Here is a 19,742-nt window from a genome sequence, read left to right on the forward strand (position 1 = left end):
AAAAATACGATTATTTAGGATGCGATAAAATGTAATTTGTTAACAGGGGGTGAATAAACCTGCTATTCAGCGTTAAATAAAGTTAAACTTATATTTATTAGGCCGTTATAATAATCAATCCAAAAGAATGTTCAAGATTTGAGTGGCAGCATCTGCAATTTTAGTACCCGGTCCGAAAACAGCTACAGCCCCATTGTTAAGCAGGTGTTTATAATCTTGTTTTGGAATTACACCTCCCACGATGACCATAATATCTTCTCGACCTTGTTTTTTTAGCTCTTGTACCACCTCGGGAACCAAGGTTTTGTGACCTCCGGCTAAGGAAGAGATTCCCAAAATGTGCACATCATTTTCAACGGCTTGTTTGGCAACCTCGGCAGGAGTCTGGAACAGTGGGCCTATATCTACATCAAAGCCAAGGTCGGCATATCCGGTGGCCACTACTTTGGCGCCACGGTCGTGTCCATCCTGACCCATTTTGGCAACCATAATACGTGGTCTGCGCCCTTCTTGTTCCGCAAAGGCATCTGCTAATTTACGGGCATTTTCGAAGCTTTCGTCGTTTTTGATTTCTTTGGAATACACACCGGTAAAGGATTGGATTTTTGCTCTGTAGCGCCCGAACGCACTTACCATGGCATCGCTAATTTCACCCAAGGTAGCACGCTCTTTTGCTGCTTCTACTGCTAAAGCTAATAAATTTTCACGGTCGGAATTATGTTCCATGGCTTTTTTAGCGGCGATGCGGATAGCTTCAAGTGCTTTTTCCACTTTTTGGGAATCCCTGCTGTTTCGTATTTGGTCCAAACGGGCCATTTGCTGTTTACGCACCTTTGCGTTGTCTACTTCCAAAATTTGAAGGTCATCCTCGCTTTCCAATCGGTATTTGTTCACCCCAACGATAATATCTTGTCCACTATCGATACGGGCCTGCTTTTTTGCTGCGGCCTCTTCAATCCGCATTTTTGGGATGCCCTTTTCGATGGCCTTCGTCATTCCGCCTAACTTTTCTACTTCTTGAATCAGTTCCCAAGCATTTTCAGCAATCTCATGTGTCAATTGCTCCACTTTGTGGCTGCCTGCCCATGGGTCTACCGTTTTGGTGATATGGGTTTCTTGCTGCAGATAGATTTGTGTGTTTCTTGCAATACGCGCGGAGAAATCCGTTGGCAATGCAATGGCCTCGTCCAAGGCGTTGGTGTGAAGGCTTTGCGTACCTCCAAATGCTGCTGCCATGGCTTCGATAGTTGTTCTGGCCACGTTGTTGAATGGGTCTTGTTCTGTTAAGCTCCATCCACTGGTCTGACTGTGGGTGCGGAGAATGGAGGATTTTGGGTTCGAAGGGTTGAATTGCTCTACCAGTTTGGCCCAAAGCATTCTACCTGCCCGCATTTTGGCAATCTCGGTAAAATGATTCATGCCAATGCCCCAGAAAAAGGATAACCGTGGGGCAAATTCATCAATTTTAAGCCCTGCCTTAATTCCTGTTCGGATGTACTCGATACCATCGGCCAGGGTATAGGCCAATTCCATGGATGCAGGAGCTCCAGCTTCGTGCATGTGGTAACCAGAAATACTGATGCTGTTGAATTTCGGCATGTTTTTACTGGTGAACTCAAAAATATCGGCCACGAGCTGCATGGACGGAGTGGGTGGGTAGATGTAGGTATTCCGAACCATGAACTCTTTCAAAATATCATTTTGGATTGTTCCCGAAAGTTGTTCCATGGAAACGCCTTGCTCCAAACCTGCCACAATGTAAAATGCCATAATGGGAATCACTGCTCCGTTCATAGTCATTGAAACGGACATTTTGTCCAAGGGAATTCCGTTGAACAAAATCTTCATATCTTCAATGGAATCTATAGCAACGCCTGCTTTTCCTACATCTCCAACCACCCGGTCATTGTCCGAGTCGTAACCACGGTGTGTGGGTAGGTCGAAGGCCACGGAAAGCCCTTTTTGGCCCGCTTCCAGATTTCTGCGATAAAATGCATTACTTTCTTCAGCAGTTGAAAAACCTGCATATTGGCGGATGGTCCAAGGCCTGCTCACGTACATGGTGGAGTAGGGGCCTCGAAGGAAAGGGGAAATGCCCGCAGCAAAGTTGGTATGGCTATAGTTATGAGTTATGAGTTTTGGGTTATGGGTATTCTCCAACTCTGAATTCTGAACTCCGAACTCTGAACTTAATTCTATATGTTGAAGGTCTTTTCTACTCATCGTTCAATCTTTTTTGTTCGGATGCTTCGGCTAGTCTTTTTTCTATGATGGGTTCAATGATGGTTTTTCTTGCTTTTTGCTTCACGAAAGGGTAAAGCTCAAGGTCCTCCTTCATCCGGTCTTGTGGATTTTGATACTTGTTGGTGCCAAGAGAAACTATTTTGCCTACATCAAAAAGGTGCTGTTCGTTTTCGGCACTTTCCTTTATTTTTTGTTGGATGGTGCCTTTTTTCAAAGCATCCAAGAACCCACCAGCTTTTTCTATTTGTTTGAATAGAACCAATGCCTTTTCTGCCAACTGATTGGTGAGCGATTCAATGTAATACGCACCTTCCGCCATTTGAGAGGCCCTGGAGAAATATCCTTCCTCTTTTAAAAGTAATAGTTGATTGCGTGCAATGCGCTCCCCAAACTCATTGTCCTTGTGGTAAATTGCATCATAAGCCAGGTTGCAAACAGCGTCCGCGCCACCCAAAACCGCTGACATAGATTCGGATGTAGTTCGCAACATGTTCACATTGTAATCGTAAAGCGTTTTGTTGCGTTTGGACGGAATGGCCAAGATGTTGCACTCGCTTTGTATTCCATATGCTGATGCCAGACTTTTCCAAAGCCACCGCAATGCTCGTATTTTTGCAATTTCAAAGAAATAATTGCTACCGACGGCTATCTTAAAGGTAACGGGAAAAGAATTATCGACTGCGCTCGTAGTGACAATGTGGTTTAGATATTCGTTGGCGTGAGCTAAACTGTATGCCAATTGCTGTACCATATTGGCACCGGCATTTTGATACCGAGAAGCATCCACTCCGATTATTGAAATATCGGAAGTTCCCAGTGAAACCAGTTCTGTGAATATTTTATGGTCTTCTTCAAGATTGTGATACCAATTACCGTCTTCGGTCAAGTGCCCAATGATATCAATATTCAAATGGGCCTTGACCTTTTTGCTGCGAAGAAGGCTTACCAATTTTTTGATGGGCTCCACGCTTAAAAAATCAAAATAAAAATAGAGTTCAATTTTCTCCACGTCCAAACCTGAAAGAAGGGCTTCAAAATCCGTAGTGGCGTTGGGAATGGTAAAAATCAAGCTCTCCACACCTTTTTCAAGAATTGTGAGGGCTTTGGTGTTTGATTTTTTCTCGTCACCCACATAAATGGTTTGGGCTACGGACCAATCATGGTTTTTTGGTAACGAAAAGGTGAGTATGGTTTTTAGGTCCTCTTGATTGTAAAATGGTTTTACGTTTATACCCTCCAGAGATTCCCATACCAAGGTGTCGTTATAGTCCGCACCTTTAAGGTCCACTTGGATTTTTTGTTTCCATTGCTTTGCGGATACTCCAGGGAATTCACTAAATAGGCCGGTTTTACTCATCCTGTTTGTTTTTTAGACTGTCTTCATATTCGATAAGGAATATTTCTTCGTTGTCCTTCTTCATGTAGTATTTTTCGCGGGCAACCTTCTCAAGTTCTTTCTCATCGGACATCTTCTTTAGGATTTCCTTATCCTTTGCAATTTCGCTTTTCAAGAAATCTTTTTCTTTTTCCAACTTATCGATTTCGTTCTCGAGCTCCAAATGAATCATGAGGGAATTGGTATCGAAAAAAGCCATCCATATCACAAAAATGGTCAGCACCAGAATGTAGGTGTTGGTCATAATCTTAAACCATTTCTTCTTTCTCAATTCCTTTAGGCCCATTTTATGCAAGTTTGTTGTTGATAATGGTCCTTACAATATCCACTGCAACGGTGTTGTAATGGTTGTTAGGGATAATGATATCCGCAAATTCCTTCGAAGGCTCTATAAATTGAAGGTGCATTGGCTTTACGGCCGTTTGATAACGGGTCAGCACCTTTTTTAGGTCATGCCCGCGCTCTTGGGTATCTCTTTGCAACCTCCGTATCAAGCGTTCGTCCGAATCGGCATGTACAAATATTTTTATATCGAACAGCTCCCTTAATTTAGGATTGCTCAACACCAAGATTCCTTCCACGATCATAACTTTTCTCGGTGCGGTAGGCACGGTCTCTTTCATCCGTGTTTCTTCTACAAAGGAATAAATGGGGGTCTCTACGGTCTTTCCTTCCCTTAACTGATTGATGTGATCAATCATGAGGTCAAAATCTATCGAATTGGGGTGGTCGAAATTAATTTTTGTTCGTTCCTCCCTGCTCATGTGAGAGAGGTCGTTGTAGTAGGAATCTTGGGATATTACCCCCACTTCATCCGTCGGTAGTTGTTCCACTATTTGGTTCACAACCGTAGTTTTTCCGCACCCCGTGCCGCCAGCAATCCCTAAGATCAGCATAGTTTGAATTTTGGCATCAAAAATACACAAATGATAATATCTCGTGCCTATCCGAGATACAACATAATTAATGATTAATAATACAGAAATTAATGATCATTGTCATAATTAATCCTTCGGGCGGCTCATAACTTTGTATGATTTCTAATGTATTACCCGTATATTTATCAACCTAACCCATGGAAAATTCTAATATGGATGACTCTTATTCCGTCAAGGTTGGAGAAGACTTTGACTTTAAACTTTCCAAGGACACTATTTCTTCGTTGGATTTGATCAAAACAGGTGAGAACAGCTATCATTTGCTTAAGAACGGTATATCGTATCATCTAAAAATATTGGATTCCGATTTTAACAGGGGCACATATACCCTCAGCGTTAACGGTACTGAATTCGAGACCTCGATACAGACCCCATTGGATGACCTGATCCAAAAAATGGGATTCGCTGTCAATGCAGGGAAGAATATCGATTCTATTTCGGCACCCATGCCCGGTTTAATTCTGGATATTTTAGTGGAAGAAGGCCAAGAGGTTAACGAAGAAGACCAATTATTGATTTTGGAAGCCATGAAAATGGAAAACATCATCACCTCTCCCAGAAGCGGAGTGATCAAAACAGTTAGTGTATCAAAAGGTGAAGCTGTGGACAAAAAGCAATTGTTGATTGAATTTCAATAAAGGATCATGAAAAAAATATTGATCGCCAATAGGGGCGAAATTGCGGTCCGGGTGATGAAGACCGTCAAAAAAATGGGCATTCAAACCGTTGCCGTCTTCTCGGAAGCGGACAGAAATGCTCCACATGTCTTGCTAGCAGATGAAGCTGTTTGCATCGGAGAGGCGCCGTCCAACAAATCATATCTGAGAGGTGATAAAATCATTGAAGTTGCAAAGGAACTTAATGTTGACGGCATTCATCCAGGGTATGGATTCTTGAGCGAGAATGCTGAATTTGCCGAAGCCGTTGAAAATAGCGGAATCACATTTATTGGGCCAAAATCCAAGGCCATCAAGATTATGGGCAGCAAGTTAGCGGCCAAGGAAACGGTAAAAGAATACGACATTCCAATGGTTCCCGGTATTGATGAGGCCATAACCGATGTGGACAAGGCCAAAGAAATCGCAAGAGAGGTAGGGTATCCTATTTTGATCAAGGCTTCTGCCGGTGGTGGAGGAAAGGGGATGCGTATAGTTGAGAAAGAAGAAGATTTAGAATCCGGTATGAAACGGGCCATAAGTGAGGCGACATCTGCCTTTGGCGATGGTTCTGTTTTTGTGGAAAAATACGTAAAGTCGCCGCGACATATTGAGGTGCAGGTGATGTCAGATACCCATGGCAATGTGCTTCACTTTTTTGAACGGGAGTGTAGTGTCCAGCGCCGCCACCAAAAAGTGGTAGAAGAAGCGCCATCCTCCATTTTAACTCCCGAATTGCGAAAAAAAATGGGCGAGGCCGCCTGTAAAGTCGCCAAATCCTGTGATTATGTTGGAGCCGGTACGGTTGAATTTTTGATGGATGCCGACCACAATTTCTATTTTCTAGAGATGAATACCCGTTTACAAGTGGAACACCCGGTGACCGAATTGATTACCGGAGTTGACTTGGTAGAGCTACAGATAAAAGTGGCACGAGGAGAAGCACTCCCCATGAAACAGGAAGATCTTGCCATTAATGGACATGCCGTAGAACTACGGGTGTATGCAGAAGACCCGTTAAATGATTTCTTGCCCAGTGTGGGAAATCTGGAGACCTATCAATTGCCAACCGGCGAAGGAGTTCGGGTGGACAACGGATTTCGGGAAGGAATGGATATCCCAATCTATTATGACCCCATGTTGTCAAAGCTTATAACTTATGGAAAAACACGTGAAGAGGCCATTGAACTCATGCTGGAGGCCATTCAGAATTACAAAATAAAGGGAGTACAGACCACTTTACCGTTCGGAAGTTTTGTATTTGCCCACGAAGCGTTCCGGTCAGGAAACTTTGACACACATTTTGTAAAAACATATTATTCTCCGGAAAAAATCAAGGAGCAAACCGCGGCCGAAGCCGAGGTTGCGGCCATGATGGCTCTCTACCAATATCTGGAGGACAAAAAAATAGTAAGATTACCATCAAATTGAATCCTATGGATCCCATGATAAAAGCACTACAGGAAAAAATTGCCGAAGCCCATTTGGGGGGAGGTCAAAAACGGATAGATAAACAACATCAAAAGAAAAAATTGACAGCACGTGAAAGGGTACTGTACTTTTTGGATGATGGTTCTTTCGAGGAAATGGGTATTTTGGTGACCCACCGTACCACCGATTTTGGTATGGACAAAGAAATGTACTATGGCGATGGTGTGGTAACCGGTTATGGAACCGTGAACGGAAGGTTGGTGTATGTGTATGCGCAGGATTTTACAGTGTTCGGAGGGGCCCTTTCAGAGACCCATGCGGAGAAAATCTGTAAAGTGATGGATTTGGCGATGAAGGTGGGTGCCCCAATAATTGGACTTAATGATTCCGGTGGAGCACGTATACAGGAAGGCGTACGTTCACTCGGTGGTTATGCCGATATTTTTTATCGTAACGTGCAAGCTTCGGGAGTAATACCACAAATTTCTGCCATTATGGGACCTTGTGCCGGTGGGGCTGTTTATTCGCCCGCTATGACCGATTTTATAGTAATGGTCGAAGAGACCAGTTATATGTTCGTGACGGGTCCAAATGTGGTAAAAACAGTGACCAACGAAAATGTGACCTCCGAGGAATTGGGAGGGGCAAGCACACATGCCGTTAAATCTGGGGTTGCGCACAAAACATCCGCAAACGATGCAACCTGTTTGAACGATATCCGCAAGTTGTTGGACTACCTTCCTCAGAACAATAAAGAAATCACCCCCAAAATTCCATACGAGCTTAAGGATGAGATTAGGGAAGAACTATCGGGAATAGTGCCTGACAATGCCAACAAACCCTACGATATGCACGATGTGATTTCGGGTATTATTGACAGTGATTCGTTTTATGAGATCCATAAGGATTATGCGGAGAACATCATTACCGGTTTTGCCCGTTTGGGCGGAAGAAGTATCGGTATCATTGCGAACCAGCCCATGTTTTTAGCTGGGGTTTTGGATGTGAACAGTTCTACCAAAGCGGCCCGATTCACCCGTTTTTGTGACTCCTTCAATATCCCGTTGCTAGTTTTGGTCGATGTGCCAGGTTTTTTGCCCGGAACGGACCAAGAATGGAGCGGTATTATTATGCACGGGGCAAAATTACTCTATGCCTTGAGTGAAGCCACGGTACCAAGGGTAACCGTGATAACCCGTAAAGCCTACGGTGGCGCCTACGATGTGATGAACTCCAAGCATATTGGTGCGGATTTCAACTTTGCTTGGCCCAGCGCCGAGATTGCGGTAATGGGAGCAAAGGGTGCTAGTGAAATCATTTTTAGACGTGAAATTGCAGCAGCCGATGACCCAGAAGCCAAATTAAAGGAAAAGGAAGCCGAGTATGCCGATAAGTTCGCCAACCCTTACCGCGCCGCCAAACGTGGTTTTATTGATGAGGTGATAATGCCAAAGGATACCAGACGTAAATTATTGAAGACGTTTGCCATGCTGGAGAACAAAGAGGTTCAGACCCCTTGGAAAAAACACGGTAATATTCCGTTGTAAGGTTGATGATTAAGGGGTAAGCGGTCAACGGTCAATGGTCAATGGTTGTCACTTTATCTACAACATCACAGTTTTCCCCGTTTTTACGGATTCATCTGCGGCGAGTACAATTTTTAAGCTGTTGACGGCGTCGTTTAAGTGATGAGTGAGGTCACGGTCGTTACGAATGGCATCCAACAGATATTCTTGTTCCAACAAGCAAAGTCCATCATGGTCAGGTTCATCGGCCGTGTCAATGATCTCATCTTTTTTGGTGAAGTGTCCTTTTTCACCCAGTTCGCTGTGGTGCAATTTTAAGCTTCCTGTTTTGGAATGTCCATCAACATCGTCCGAAGCCCCTTTATCTTGGTCACTTATGGATACACATCCCTTTGGGCCGATAACATCCTTGATGAAAAAAGCGGTTTCGCTCATCATGGGCCCCCAGCCGGCCTCGTACCAGCCTACCGAGCCATCTTCAAACCGAACCTGCAATTGACCATAATTGTACATTTCGGAAGCTATTTCGTCTGATAAATTCGCACCGATTGCTGAAACACTGATGGGTTTGGAGCGAGTCATCGAACACATCACATCCACGTAATGCACGCCACAATCCACAATAGGCGACATGGAATTCATCAATTGTTTGTGGGTGTGCCAATGGTCTCCAGAGCTTTGCTGGTTAAGGTTCATACGCATGACCAGAGGTTTGCCCAGTTCTTGAGCCATTTCCGTGAATTTGGCCCATGTGGGGTGAACTCTAAGGATGTATCCCACTACCATTTTGAGTTCTAGTTTTTGAGCTAGGTCGACCACTGTTTGGGCTTCCTCAACCGTTAAGGCCAAGGGTTTTTCCACAAAAACATGGGCTCCCGCTTTCAAGGCCATTTTTACATAATCGTAGTGTGTATCCGGGTAAGTGTTGATGGAGACTACATCTGGTTTCGCGGTTGTAAGGGCTTCAGCATAATCGGAAAACATAGGGGTACCACCCAATTCGTTGGAAAGTCGTTCCCTGCTTTTTGCTCCTCTGCTGACCAAACCCACGATTTCAAACCCATTTAATTTGTGGTATGCTCGAGCATGGGATGTACCCATGTTCCCGCATCCGACCACCAATACCTTTAAACTTGCCATGATGATAAAAATTTGATTTAAATATAAGGTTCTCGAAGCGATTTGGCTGCTTCATCGAAGTTCGGATATAGAAAAATATCATGCTATTCCCCAACAATTTTCAACTACAACGTTGGATATGTTTCTTTATCATTAAACCTTTCTTAAATGCTTTACCGATCCATTGGGTATGACTAATTTTGCCTGATGGAAAAGTTAAATCAAAAACCCAACTTTGAATTTGTGGCCATGATGGCCGCTCTGATGTCGATTGTAGCCTTGGCGATTGATGCGATCTTGCCCGCAATTTCCAACATTGGCGAGGCAATCAACAGTACCGATTCTACAGACCATCAGTTATTGGTAACCATGATTTTCTTGGGATTGGGCGTTGGACAGCTTTTCTTTGGTCCCATTTCCGATAGCTTTGGAAGAAAACCCGTAGTTTACATGGGTTTTTCTATCTTTTTGGTGGCCAGTGTCATATGTTTGATGGCGCCTTCATTGGAGGTTATGGTGGTGGGAAGGATTTTACAGGGAATCGGACTGTCTGCACCAAGAACCATTTCAATTTCCATTATCCGCGATACTTATGAAGGTGACTATATGGCAAAAATCATGTCTTTTGTTACCGCTTTTTTCATTTTGGTACCTGTTGTAGCTCCGGCAATCGGAAAATTAATTTTGGACGCAACTGGATGGCAGGGCATTTTTTATGTGCAAATGTTCTTTGTGTTGATCGTTGCTTTCTGGTTCTGGAAGCGTCAGGAGGAAACATTGCATCCTGAATATAAGATTCCATTTACCCGGCATGTGTTTATCGATGGTGTAAAAGAATTTGTAAAATATAGGGAGACCGTAGCCTTTACGTTGATTTCCGGATTGGTCACTGGTGCATTTTTAGTGTATTTAAGCTCAGCGCAGCACATTTTTGAAGATCAATACGCGCTTAAGGAAGTGTTTCCATACATCTTTGCAGGTTTGGCCGTATCTATTGGATTATCAACCTTCATGAATGGTACTTTGGTGATGCGCTTCGGGATGAGGAAATTATCCTTAATGGCCACGATTGTATTCTGTATGGTGGCGTTGACCTATTCTTTTTTGTTTTTGAATTCGCCAAACCCAAGTATATATGTGTTGGTCGGATTTTTATCGGTTCAATTCTTTTGCCTTGGATTTATGTGGGGTAATTTCCGTTCCATTGCCATGGAGCCTATTGGCCACATTGCTGGAATTGGAGCGGCAATAAATGGATTTGTGTCAACCGTACTTTCCATTCCGATTGCTACCTTTATTGGTGATTTTGTAAAGGATAGTGTATGGCCACTTTTTGCAGGTTTGGCTATCTGCGGTATGGTTGCTTTGGCACTGTTTCTTTTGACGCATTTGCCCAAACGGAAGAGAATCGCTGCTTCCTAAACCAAATCCTTAGGAACAAACACTTCCCCACTACAGGAATCTGAAGTTGCGCCGGTAACTGATTTGAGCACATTAGTGTTGCCCTCCAGGCGGAGTACGCCCATTAAGGCAAAGACCAATGCTTCTTTGTATGCAATCAGCGTTCTATTGGGAACCACCACCTCAATGCTGTTTCCCAATTTGCTTTGCAGTGTATCCATAAAGAATTGATTGAGCGCTCCGCCACCGGTTGCCAAAAGTTTACTGTTGGATTTGCCATTGTTTTTATGCTTGAGCGCAGCAAATGCTATTTGTTCGCAGTTATGATGAATGAACGTATGCAGTAAGTCTTCATTTGAAAGCTTGGACCCCTCGATTAAGGGCATTATTTCAGAAGAAAACCATTCGTATCCAGTGGATTTTGGATAGGGGAGCGTGTAATACTTTAAACTGTTCAGTTTTTGTAATAAAGAATTGTCCAGCTTACCTGAACGCGCAATTTTTCCATCGGCATCGTATGCCAGGCCCATTTTATGTGTAATGTAGTTAAGGGGCATGTTCGCCAAACCGATATCGTAGGCAATCCGTTCACCGTCCTTATCAAAAGAAATATTACTGATGCCCCCCAGGTTGAGGCAAAAATCATATTCATGAAAAAGTAATTTATCCCCAATAGGAACCAGTGGAGCTCCTTGGCCTTTCAGCGTTACGTCCTTGGTTCTAAAATCACAGACTACCTGTTTTACCGATGTATTTGCCAGTAGTTGCCCATCTCCCAACTGAAAAGTGACTCCTTCTTCGGGTCGGTGATGCGAAGTATGGCCATGACTGGCAATAAAATCGACTTCTTCCTCCAATTCGTCAATAAATAACTTGGATTGCTGCCCCAGCCAAATGCCATAATCCTTATGGAGCTGGTCGTGGTCCTCCTCCGAAAGATGGATGGCATTTTTCAAATACTCCCTCATCTCATCGGAATAGTTGATTTCTGCTGTATTTTCTATGGAAAAGTTCCATTTGTTATCCTCTTCCCAAATATGGCAATAGGCAATGTCCAATCCATCCAAGGATGTTCCGGACATTAACCCTAAAACTTTATAAACACTCATAGTCGAAAGGTTTTTAATTGTATGGAAAGTTTTCCCCGAGCTTCAATTTTACCGGAGAAATGTTCAAATGCAACTTCTTGGAACTCCGGAAAATCTTGATATACCAACACCACATTGGACGATGGTTGCAATTTTAAAATGTCCAGTACATACGGATTGCCAAACAGATAGATGAAAGTGTTTCTTTTTTCCAATAATCTATGAATGTTGGCTAACGTTTTTTTATCAAACCCAAATTGGTCTTTAGGCTTTACCGCAGGAGGAAATACGCTCAGGAGGACACATTCTTTTTCTGATAGAAGAGCTTCATCCAAATTCATGCTTTTTGAACCAAAATTGGATGAAATCAGCTCAGAAAAGCGATTTTTTTTATCAAAACTGACCGAAACATTCAAAAAATCGTTGTTTTTTAACTCATTGAACAGAGTTGGATTACCACACAATTCCGTGATACTGTTGATTGCGATTTCTTGGTTCAAATTGGAGCTTTTTTTCTGTTCAGTAGGATGGACTTCCGAATGATTTTCTTTATTGAAAACCGTATTCTTCAACTCCCAGACCCTATCAAAACTTTCTTGGATTCGATGCTCGCTAGCCTGCGTGATGATTTCATCGATACCCTCTTTCACATTTTCGCTAAAACAGAGCACATCCATGCCCGCTGTAAAAGCGGCGTATTCCAGTTTTCCTTTTTCAGGGTACCTTTTGGAAACGGCATGCATATTCAAAGCATCGGAAATTATGACCCCGTCGAACGCCAATCGTTTTCTCAGCAAACCAGAAATAATTTTGGACGATGTGGTAGATGGACTATCGGAATCCAGTTGGGGCAGGAGCAAATGGCCAACCATCACGGAGTCTACACCGGATGCAATCAATTTTTTAAAAGGATACAGTTCATTCTCCATAAGCTCATCCATGGATTTGTCTATAACGGGCAGTCCCAAATGGGAGTCGGTTGCCGTATCGCCATGGCCGGGAAAATGTTTAATGGAATTCAGTGTTCCGCTCGAGGTCATCCCCTTGATAAAAGCGGCTGCTTTTTCGTAAACACTGTTTTTATCATCCCCAAAGGACCGATACCCGATTACCGGATTTTCTGGATTATTGTTGATGTCCACAACCGGGGCGAGATTCCATTGTATGCCTGCTGCCCTACAATCCTGGCCAATAGCTTCACCTACCTTAAAAACAAGCTCATGGTTATCTTTTAAGGCTCCTAGCGTAATGGCATACGGATATTGCGGTGTGTTTTCAATACGCATGGCAAGACCCCATTCGGCATCAATGGCAATCAATAACGGAACGCTTGCCGCATTTTGATAACGGTCGATAAGTTCCAATAACCGGTCGTAGCTTTTTTCGTTGTGAACAATCTTTTTCTTCCCTTCAAAATTAGTGGCAGCACTCGCCCTACTATGGAAAAAACAAATGGAACCTACATACTGTTCCTTGATAAGTTTTTCCATTTGTTGTATCTCTTCTTCGGTATCGTTGATGAAAACAGCGGGCATAAACAATTGACCAACTTTTTGTTTTAAGGTCAATGGTTCAGTGGGAAGGGCATATGTTTTCGATATGTTAGTCATTGGATTCAGTCGTTTTTTTACCGTAATCGGCAGGATATTTTAAATAGCGTAGCACTATAAACGCGGGAATGGCAGCAATTACCACCCAAATAAAGAAACCATCGTACCCCAACCATTCCTGAATATACCCGCTCAGCATACCGGGAAGCATCATGCCCAATGCCATAAAACCAGTGGCAATGGCATAGTGGGAGGTTTTTGAGGCGCCTTCGGCCACATATATCAGGTACATCATAAAAGCAGCGAAACCAAAACCGTAACCGAATTGCTCCAACACTACGGTGCCGACAACTGCATAAATGCTTGTTGCTTGTGTTATGGCCAGTATGGCGTAGAGTGCGTTGGGCAGGTTAAGGGCCAAAAGCATGGGGAGCATCCATTTTTTAAGACCGTCACGTGAAATCAGGATACCACCAAGTATACCGCCAAGTGATAACATGATGACACCGACCGTGCCGTAAATGGTTCCGACGGCTTCGGTGGAGTAGGCCAATCCACCCACTTCCAAATCATCCAATAAAAAAGGCGACGCCATTTTCACTAATTGTGATTCGCCCAATCGATATGTCAAAACAAATAAAAGGGCCACTCCGATTTGATGCTTTTTGAAGAATGTGGCGAATACCTCAAAGAATCCTGCTGGTTTTTCCTTGAGCTCGGTTGTGGTCTCTTCAAATTTTGGAGCAGTGAAAAAGTTGGAAACAGTCAATATGATCATTAAAACGGCAGCACTTATCATAGTAGCGGACCATGCTTTGGTATTATCACCATACTTGTTCTCCAAAAAACCTGCGAAAATCACTAAAAGTCCTTGCCCGGTTACCATGGCCAACCGATAAAATGTACTTCTAAGTCCAATAAAAAAGGATTGCTTTTTCTGAGTAAGTCCAATCATGTAATACCCATCGGAAGCAATATCATTGGTGGCGGAGGCAAAAGCAGCCATCCAAAAGAACGCTAACGTTATTATAAAAAATGAATTGGAGGGAAGAAACAGTCCAATTCCTAAAAATGCCATTGAAATTACCAATTGCATGGCCAAAAACCATTTGCGCTTGGTACCGTTCAAATCCACAATTGGGCTCCAAAGAGGTTTTATTACCCATGGGAGGTACAACCAACTGGTGTACAATCCTATTTCGGCATTTCCAATACCTAAACGTTTGTACATAATTACGGAAACGGTGACCACTAGAATGTATGGTATTCCTTGTGTAAAATATAAAAACGGAATCCACAGCCAAGCATTTTTGTCTTTCGGAGCTACATTCATTTGGGTTGTTTTTTAATGGTATGGAAAGGGAAAATCAATTGTAATTATCAAGTGTTATAAACATAAAAAAGGCCTACGTGTGCATTAAATGTAGGCCTTTTTGCTAGATTAAATTAAACAACTAACAACTTAAATGATGTATTGTTTTATTGAAAGTGGTATCGTACAAAGCCTTCCATTGCTTCGTATTCTGCCATTCCAAGTTGGTTGTAACGTCTTGCAGTATCCTTGTTTCTTTGCTCGGCACGTTCCCAGAATTCCCTTTTGTCGTTTCCAGGGAACATAGCACTGTCCTTTTGGGATTGGTGCTTAAAAATGGCATTGATTTTTCTTGACATATCTTTTGGACCGATAGGTACGGCCATTTCCATATCGGCAATGTCCCATTCTTGCCATGCACCTCTGTACAGCCAAACATAACAGTTACGAATCCAATTGGAACCTTCGTCCACCAAACGTTGAATAGCTTTGAAAATCACATCCAAGCATACCCTGTGGGTTCCGTGTGGATCGGAAAGATCCCCTGCTGCAAATATTTGATGAGGTTTGAGCTTATTGAGCAAGTCATAGGTAATCTGTACATCTTCTTCGGAAAGAGGTTTCTTTCTTACGGCACCAGTTTCATAGAAGGGTAGGTTTTGGAAATGCGCATTTTTTTCAGAAACCCCGCAATAGCGACAGGCGGCCAAGGCTTCCCCTTTTCTGATGAGTCCTTTGAACTCTTGAATTTCTGGGCTATCCAATTCTCCCGGTTTCTTACTGGCTAGGAACTTGCGTACTTCTTTAAATTTCTTGCGAAGATCTTTGTTGTCTTTTTGTACATCGGTAGCAAAATCTAAAAAACGTATGACTTCATCATCAAATACGGCAATGTTTCCAGAAGTTTGATAAGCTACATGTACATCGTGACCTTGGTCAACCAATCGTAGCAAGGTACCGCCCATGGAAATTACATCATCATCGGGGTGTGGACTAAAAATCAACGATGTTTTGGGGTAAGGCTGTGCTCTTTCGGGTCTTTGACTATCGTCCGCATTAGGCTTCCCTCCAGGCCAGCCTGTAATGGTGCGTTGCAGTTGATTGAATACAGAAAGGTTAATGTTTTCAGCAGATCCCACTTCGGCAATTAGATTGCCCATCCCGTGTTCGTTGTAGTCCTCATTGGTTAATTTTAGTATGGCTTTGTCCAATTTTCCAGAGAGCCAAATGGATGCCGTTTTTATAAGTTTTTCGTCCCACTCGCATTCGCTTACCAACCAAGGTGTTTTAACTCTGGTCAAGTAGGAAGAAGCAGCATCATCCAGTACAAAATCACAATTTTTATGATGTTGCAAGAAAGTAGCGGGAACAGACTCTTTTATTTCGCCTTCAACGGCTTGCTGTACAATGGGGGCTTTTCCTTCTCCCCATGCCATGATTATGATTCTTTTGGCCTCCATAATGGTACCGACCCCCATGGTTATGGCTCTGCGGGGAACATTTTCCTCTCCAAAAAAATCACTTGCGGCATCGAGTCGGGTTACGCGATCTAACCGTACGAGTCGGGTTTTACTTTTTAGCGATGAGCCGGGCTCGTTAAATCCAATATGCCCCGTTCTACCTATACCCAATACTTGAATATCGATTCCTCCTACGTTTTGAATTTTTTCCTCGTAATCCAAACAATATTTCCTGATTTCTTCTTTGGATAGACTTCCATCTGGTATATGCACATTGTGGGGTTCTATGTCTATATGGTCGAACAAGTGTTCATTCATAAAACGAACATAGCTGTGTATGGAGTCTGGTTCCATGGGAAAGTATTCATCCAAATTGAAAGTGACCACATTTTTAAAGCTCAACCTTCCTTCTTTGTGAAATTGGACCAAGTAGTCATAAACTTTCGTGGGGGTGGATCCTGTTGCCAGCCCAAGAACAGCTTTTTGGCCCTGATCTTGTTTTTGCTTGATAAGGCTTGCAATTTCATTGGCTACGTACCAAGATGCGCTTTGCGAATCTTGATAAATCTGGGTGTTAATCTTTTCGAACTTCACGGTTTCGGCATCGAGAGGTTCGTTTTTTAATGAGTTGTCAGCTAATTCTTGCATGTTTTAATGGGTTTTGACCAATTTTATGTTGCAAATATAATTAAAAATCGAAAAAAACTGCAATCAAATTGCAGTTTTTTGCAAGTTTAAAAAAATATTGTAGTTGATTTAAAAGATATGTTGCAATTGTTTTCTACTTTTGAATTTATTAGATGTCAAGGATTTATTAGATGCTAAAGGAAGAAAGGCAACACTCCATTCTGAATGAGGTGGAATTGCACAATAGGGTACTGCTAACGGATTTGGCGGATAAACTCAATGTATCCGTGGATACCGTAAGAAGGGATGTCAAGGAACTTGATGAGGAAAATATGCTTATCAAGGTGCATGGTGGTGCGGTTTCATTGGGGTTTACAAATCATGCCCCTCAACGGAACAATGTTTACGCTTTGGACAAGAAAATTATCATAGCAAAAAAGGCCATAAGTTTGCTGAGGAACAACAGTGTAATTCTTATTGATGGAGGAACCACATGTTTGGAGCTGGCAAAATTATTGCCGACAAACCTGAAGCTTACCTGCTTTACCTTAAGTTTGCCTGTGGCCATGGAATTGTTGCGTAAACCCAATGTTGAAACTATTTTTATAGGGGGAGCGCTTTCCAAGGATTCACAAATGGCTATGGGGCCCAGTACAATCCATGCCTTATCCGATATAAAAGTAGATTACAGTTTTATTGGAACGGGTTATGTGGATCCTGAATTTGGGTTAACGGAGTTTGATTGGGATGTGGTGCAGACCAAAAAGGCAGTGATCAATGCATCAAAGAAAACAGTGCTTTTATGCATCTCGGAGAAGCTAAATTCCCAACATCGGTTTAAAACTTGCCACCTAAATGTCATCAATACTATGATTACAGAGCTGGAACCTTGGGACGCAAAATTAGAAGCATTCAAAAATTTGAACATACAAATACTATAAAGTAGTGGTAGAGAAACATATCAAGATCACTGAGGAACCATCCAATTATGATCGATTGGATGAAATGGATACTTTGGATATCGTGACCAATATCAACAATGAAGACAAGAAAATAGCGGATGCTGTTGAGTTGGTGCTCCCTCAAGTGGCTAAAGTGGTTGATGAAATGGCCAAACGTTTTGAAAAAGGAGGCAGGCTATTTTATATTGGTGCGGGTACCAGTGGTAGACTTGGAATACTTGATGCCTCTGAGATTCCGCCGACCTTTGGAATGCCCTACGATAAGGTGATTGGACTTATTGCAGGAGGGGACCAGGCCATTCGCAAAGCAGTGGAAAATGCAGAAGATGACACGGCACAAGCATGGAAAGACCTCCAAGAATACAGTATCAATGAAAATGATGTATTGGTCGGGATTGCCGCTTCGGGTACAACCCCCTACGTCTTGGGAGGCGTGGCAGATGCCAAAGCACACGGTATTCTGACGGTAGGTATAACCAACAATCCTGGTTCACCATTGGCTCAATCCACCGATATTCCCATTGAAGTGAACGTGGGGCCCGAGTTCTTGACCGGTAGTACCCGAATGAAAAGTGGGACCAGCCAAAAATTGGTGCTCAACATGATTTCCACTGCTCTGATGATTCGAGTAGGTAGGGTAAAAGGGAATAAAATGGTGAATATGCAGTTGAGCAATACCAAACTAGTTGACAGGGGTACGAGATATATTATGGAAGAACTTGGCCTTGATTATGATGATGCTGAAAAAGCCCTCAAAAAATATGGCTCGGTAAAGTTGGCGGTAGATGCACTCAAAAAGTAGCCCATTTACTTGGGAACCAAACGATAAATACCTTGACCCTCTACACTAACGTAGATAAAACCGTCGGGAGCTTGGCGTACATTGCGGACCCTTCCTATACCATCCAGTAGCTTTTCACGGTATATCACTTTGTTGTTCTTTAGCTCTAATCGTTCCAAATATTGAAATGCCAAAGAGCCGACCAGTAAGCTGCCTTTCCATTTTGGATACTTATCCGATGTAACGAATGTCATTCCCGATGGAGCAATGGAAGGTGTCCATTGATATAAGGGTTGTTCCATGCCCGGTTTGGACGTTTCATCAGTGATTTTTGTACCACTATAATTGATTCCGTAAGTAACAATGGGCCATCCGTAATTTTTTCCTTTTTGAATAATATTAATTTCATCCCCGCCCCTTGGACCATGCTCGTGTTCCCACAAGGCCCCTGTTTCCGGATGCAATGCCAGGCCCTGAGGATTTCGGTGTCCATAGCTCCATATGGCTTTTTTGGCGCCTGATTGGTTAACAAACGGATTATCTTTGGGAATGCTGCCATCATCATGTAACCGATAAATTTTACCGCCATCCCGGGTAATATCTTGTGGATTCACATCTCTGTTCCCTCTTTCTCCAATGGAAAAGCACAGGTATCCATTTTGGTCAAATTCAATTCTTGATCCAAAGTGTTGTCCTCTGGTTGAGTTGGGGCTCGCTTTGTAAAGTTGCTGAATGTCTACCAGCTTGGTATTGGCTAATTTCGCCCTCATTATGGCTGTATGGCCTCCCTTATCATCACCTTCGGTTGAGGCATAGGAGAAATATATCCAGCCATTCTTACCGTAATTTGGATGCAACTCAATATCCATTAATCCACCCTGTCCTCTGTTGTAAACTTTAGGCGGGTTTTCAATCTCTTTGGTATTGCCTGATGTATGGAGAAGGAGTCTTCCGGCTTTGTCAGATGTTAAAATGGCGCCATCGGGCAAGAAAACCATGCCCCATCCGTTCTGAATACCATCAACCACCAACTCCTTAGTAAAATCAATGGTTTTGGGGGTATTTATGTCTTTATCGCGGGTTTGTGCGCAAGATGTACTAAGCAGTACAACGAAAAAAATGGGAAATAAGAGACTATTTTGCATAATTTTACGTTGAAATAACAGATTTTATGGATAAACGGCATTTTTGACATCGTTCCACAAAAGATAAAGAGAAATTTTATAAGAACAGAAAATTACTATTAAAGAA

16 protein-coding genes are annotated in these 19,742 nt (G+C 42.7%); 6 read left to right on the forward strand and 10 right to left on the reverse strand.

All coding sequences use genetic code 11. The features are described 5' to 3' along the window. Positions 1 to 114: 114 nt before the first annotated feature. Genes scpA through udk form a run of 4 tightly spaced genes read right to left on the reverse strand, consistent with a single transcriptional unit; the run spans position 115 to position 4,536 of the window. Positions 115 to 2,223: a methylmalonyl-CoA mutase gene (scpA, locus tag DCK90_RS13025; protein WP_108246651.1), complete on the reverse strand. Its 2,109-nt coding sequence runs from the start codon at positions 2,221 to 2,223 to the stop codon at positions 115 to 117. Next, complete coding sequence (locus DCK90_RS13030; protein ID WP_108246652.1) at positions 2,216 to 3,601, reverse strand: methylmalonyl-CoA mutase subunit beta; 1,386 nt, start codon at positions 3,599 to 3,601, stop codon at positions 2,216 to 2,218. Before DCK90_RS13030 ends, scpA begins: the two co-directional genes overlap by 8 nt. Further along, positions 3,594 to 3,926, reverse strand: a complete 333-nt coding sequence (locus DCK90_RS13035; RefSeq protein WP_108246653.1) for an FtsB family cell division protein — start codon at positions 3,924 to 3,926, stop codon at positions 3,594 to 3,596. The genes DCK90_RS13030 and DCK90_RS13035 overlap by 8 nt, the downstream gene beginning before the upstream one ends. Position 3,927: 1 nt before the next feature. Further along, entirely contained in the window at positions 3,928 to 4,536 is a 609-nt protein-coding gene (gene udk / locus DCK90_RS13040) for a uridine kinase (protein ID WP_108246654.1), read from the reverse strand. Between the two features lie 179 nt (positions 4,537 to 4,715). Here udk and DCK90_RS13045 point away from each other — a divergent pair, with 179 nt between their 5' ends. From DCK90_RS13045 to DCK90_RS13055, 3 genes are read left to right on the forward strand one after another with little or no spacing between them, the layout of a single operon-like run. After that, positions 4,716 to 5,216: an acetyl-CoA carboxylase biotin carboxyl carrier protein subunit gene (locus tag DCK90_RS13045; RefSeq protein WP_234414756.1), complete on the forward strand. Its 501-nt coding sequence runs from the start codon at positions 4,716 to 4,718 to the stop codon at positions 5,214 to 5,216. A 6-nt stretch (positions 5,217 to 5,222) separates the two neighbouring features. Continuing rightward, positions 5,223 to 6,665, forward strand: coding sequence for an acetyl-CoA carboxylase biotin carboxylase subunit (gene accC / locus DCK90_RS13050; protein ID WP_108246655.1), 1,443 nt, complete (start codon positions 5,223 to 5,225; stop codon positions 6,663 to 6,665). 5 nt (positions 6,666 to 6,670) lie between these two features. Further along, the gene (locus DCK90_RS13055; RefSeq protein ID WP_108246656.1) at positions 6,671 to 8,212 is read left to right on the forward strand and encodes an acyl-CoA carboxylase subunit beta; all 1,542 of its coding nucleotides are present in this window, start codon (positions 6,671 to 6,673) and stop codon (positions 8,210 to 8,212) included. 57 nt (positions 8,213 to 8,269) lie between these two features. Here the strand turns inward: DCK90_RS13055 and DCK90_RS13060 are convergent, their stop codons facing one another. Beyond that, positions 8,270 to 9,331 carry a Gfo/Idh/MocA family protein gene (locus tag DCK90_RS13060; RefSeq protein ID WP_108246657.1) on the reverse strand — a complete coding sequence of 354 codons (1,062 nt, stop codon included), beginning with the start codon at positions 9,329 to 9,331 and terminating at the stop codon, positions 8,270 to 8,272. Positions 9,332 to 9,517: 186 nt separating this feature from the next. On the opposite strand from DCK90_RS13060, the gene DCK90_RS13065 reads away from it, so the two are divergent. Continuing rightward, the gene (locus DCK90_RS13065) at positions 9,518 to 10,732 is read left to right on the forward strand and encodes a multidrug effflux MFS transporter (RefSeq protein ID WP_108246658.1); all 1,215 of its coding nucleotides are present in this window, start codon (positions 9,518 to 9,520) and stop codon (positions 10,730 to 10,732) included. Here DCK90_RS13065 and DCK90_RS13070 read toward each other — a convergent pair. The 4 genes from DCK90_RS13070 to nagB all read right to left on the reverse strand — a co-directional run bounded on the left by DCK90_RS13070 (position 10,729) and on the right by nagB (position 16,769). After that, positions 10,729 to 11,820 (reverse strand): anhydro-N-acetylmuramic acid kinase, encoded by a 1,092-nt coding sequence (locus DCK90_RS13070; protein WP_108246659.1) that lies wholly within the window; start codon positions 11,818 to 11,820, stop codon positions 10,729 to 10,731. The two genes, DCK90_RS13065 and DCK90_RS13070, sit on opposite strands and share 4 nt — an antisense overlap. Next, entirely contained in the window at positions 11,817 to 13,409 is a 1,593-nt protein-coding gene (locus DCK90_RS13075) for a glycoside hydrolase family 3 protein (RefSeq protein ID WP_108246660.1), read from the reverse strand. The genes DCK90_RS13070 and DCK90_RS13075 overlap by 4 nt, the downstream gene beginning before the upstream one ends. Continuing rightward, positions 13,402 to 14,682: an MFS transporter gene (locus tag DCK90_RS13080; protein WP_108246661.1), complete on the reverse strand. Its 1,281-nt coding sequence runs from the start codon at positions 14,680 to 14,682 to the stop codon at positions 13,402 to 13,404. Before DCK90_RS13080 ends, DCK90_RS13075 begins: the two co-directional genes overlap by 8 nt. Before the next feature lie 146 nt (positions 14,683 to 14,828). Next, positions 14,829 to 16,769: a glucosamine-6-phosphate deaminase gene (nagB, locus tag DCK90_RS13085; protein ID WP_108246662.1), complete on the reverse strand. Its 1,941-nt coding sequence runs from the start codon at positions 16,767 to 16,769 to the stop codon at positions 14,829 to 14,831. 170 nt (positions 16,770 to 16,939) lie between these two features. On the opposite strand from nagB, the gene DCK90_RS13090 reads away from it, so the two are divergent. Both DCK90_RS13090 and murQ read left to right on the forward strand, forming a co-directional pair. Beyond that, complete coding sequence (locus tag DCK90_RS13090) at positions 16,940 to 17,689, forward strand: DeoR/GlpR family DNA-binding transcription regulator (protein ID WP_108246663.1); 750 nt, start codon at positions 16,940 to 16,942, stop codon at positions 17,687 to 17,689. 4 nt (positions 17,690 to 17,693) lie between these two features. Then, entirely contained in the window at positions 17,694 to 18,512 is an 819-nt protein-coding gene (gene murQ / locus DCK90_RS13095) for an N-acetylmuramic acid 6-phosphate etherase (protein ID WP_108246664.1), read from the forward strand. A 5-nt stretch (positions 18,513 to 18,517) separates the two neighbouring features. On the opposite strand, the gene DCK90_RS13100 is transcribed toward murQ, so the two are convergent. Continuing rightward, the gene (locus DCK90_RS13100) at positions 18,518 to 19,636 is read right to left on the reverse strand and encodes a PQQ-dependent sugar dehydrogenase (protein ID WP_108246665.1); all 1,119 of its coding nucleotides are present in this window, start codon (positions 19,634 to 19,636) and stop codon (positions 18,518 to 18,520) included. Positions 19,637 to 19,742 lie beyond the last annotated feature (106 nt).

The sequence above is a fragment of the Muricauda brasiliensis genome (assembly GCF_003057865.1).
Classification (GTDB): domain Bacteria; phylum Bacteroidota; class Bacteroidia; order Flavobacteriales; family Flavobacteriaceae; genus Flagellimonas; species Flagellimonas chongwuensis.

What these genes read in the sequence shown, in the direction of transcription:
- scpA (WP_108246651.1), bottom strand. Translation starts at nt 2,223, where the DNA reads ATGAGTAGAAAAGACCTTCAACATATAGAATTAAGTTCAGAGTTCGGA.
- DCK90_RS13030 (WP_108246652.1), bottom strand. Translation starts at nt 3,601, where the DNA reads ATGAGTAAAACCGGCCTATTTAGTGAATTCCCTGGAGTATCCGCAAAG.
- DCK90_RS13035 (WP_108246653.1), bottom strand. Translation starts at nt 3,926, where the DNA reads ATGGGCCTAAAGGAATTGAGAAAGAAGAAATGGTTTAAGATTATGACC.
- udk (WP_108246654.1), bottom strand. Translation starts at nt 4,536, where the DNA reads ATGCTGATCTTAGGGATTGCTGGCGGCACGGGGTGCGGAAAAACTACG.
- DCK90_RS13045 (WP_234414756.1), top strand. Translation starts at nt 4,716, where the DNA reads ATGGAAAATTCTAATATGGATGACTCTTATTCCGTCAAGGTTGGAGAA.
- accC (WP_108246655.1), top strand. Translation starts at nt 5,223, where the DNA reads ATGAAAAAAATATTGATCGCCAATAGGGGCGAAATTGCGGTCCGGGTG.
- DCK90_RS13055 (WP_108246656.1), top strand. Translation starts at nt 6,671, where the DNA reads ATGGATCCCATGATAAAAGCACTACAGGAAAAAATTGCCGAAGCCCAT.
- DCK90_RS13060 (WP_108246657.1), bottom strand. Translation starts at nt 9,331, where the DNA reads ATGGCAAGTTTAAAGGTATTGGTGGTCGGATGCGGGAACATGGGTACA.
- DCK90_RS13065 (WP_108246658.1), top strand. Translation starts at nt 9,518, where the DNA reads ATGGAAAAGTTAAATCAAAAACCCAACTTTGAATTTGTGGCCATGATG.
- DCK90_RS13070 (WP_108246659.1), bottom strand. Translation starts at nt 11,820, where the DNA reads ATGAGTGTTTATAAAGTTTTAGGGTTAATGTCCGGAACATCCTTGGAT.
- DCK90_RS13075 (WP_108246660.1), bottom strand. Translation starts at nt 13,409, where the DNA reads ATGACTAACATATCGAAAACATATGCCCTTCCCACTGAACCATTGACC.
- DCK90_RS13080 (WP_108246661.1), bottom strand. Translation starts at nt 14,682, where the DNA reads ATGAATGTAGCTCCGAAAGACAAAAATGCTTGGCTGTGGATTCCGTTT.
- nagB (WP_108246662.1), bottom strand. Translation starts at nt 16,769, where the DNA reads ATGCAAGAATTAGCTGACAACTCATTAAAAAACGAACCTCTCGATGCC.
- DCK90_RS13090 (WP_108246663.1), top strand. Translation starts at nt 16,940, where the DNA reads ATGCTAAAGGAAGAAAGGCAACACTCCATTCTGAATGAGGTGGAATTG.
- DCK90_RS13100 (WP_108246665.1), bottom strand. Translation starts at nt 19,636, where the DNA reads ATGCAAAATAGTCTCTTATTTCCCATTTTTTTCGTTGTACTGCTTAGT.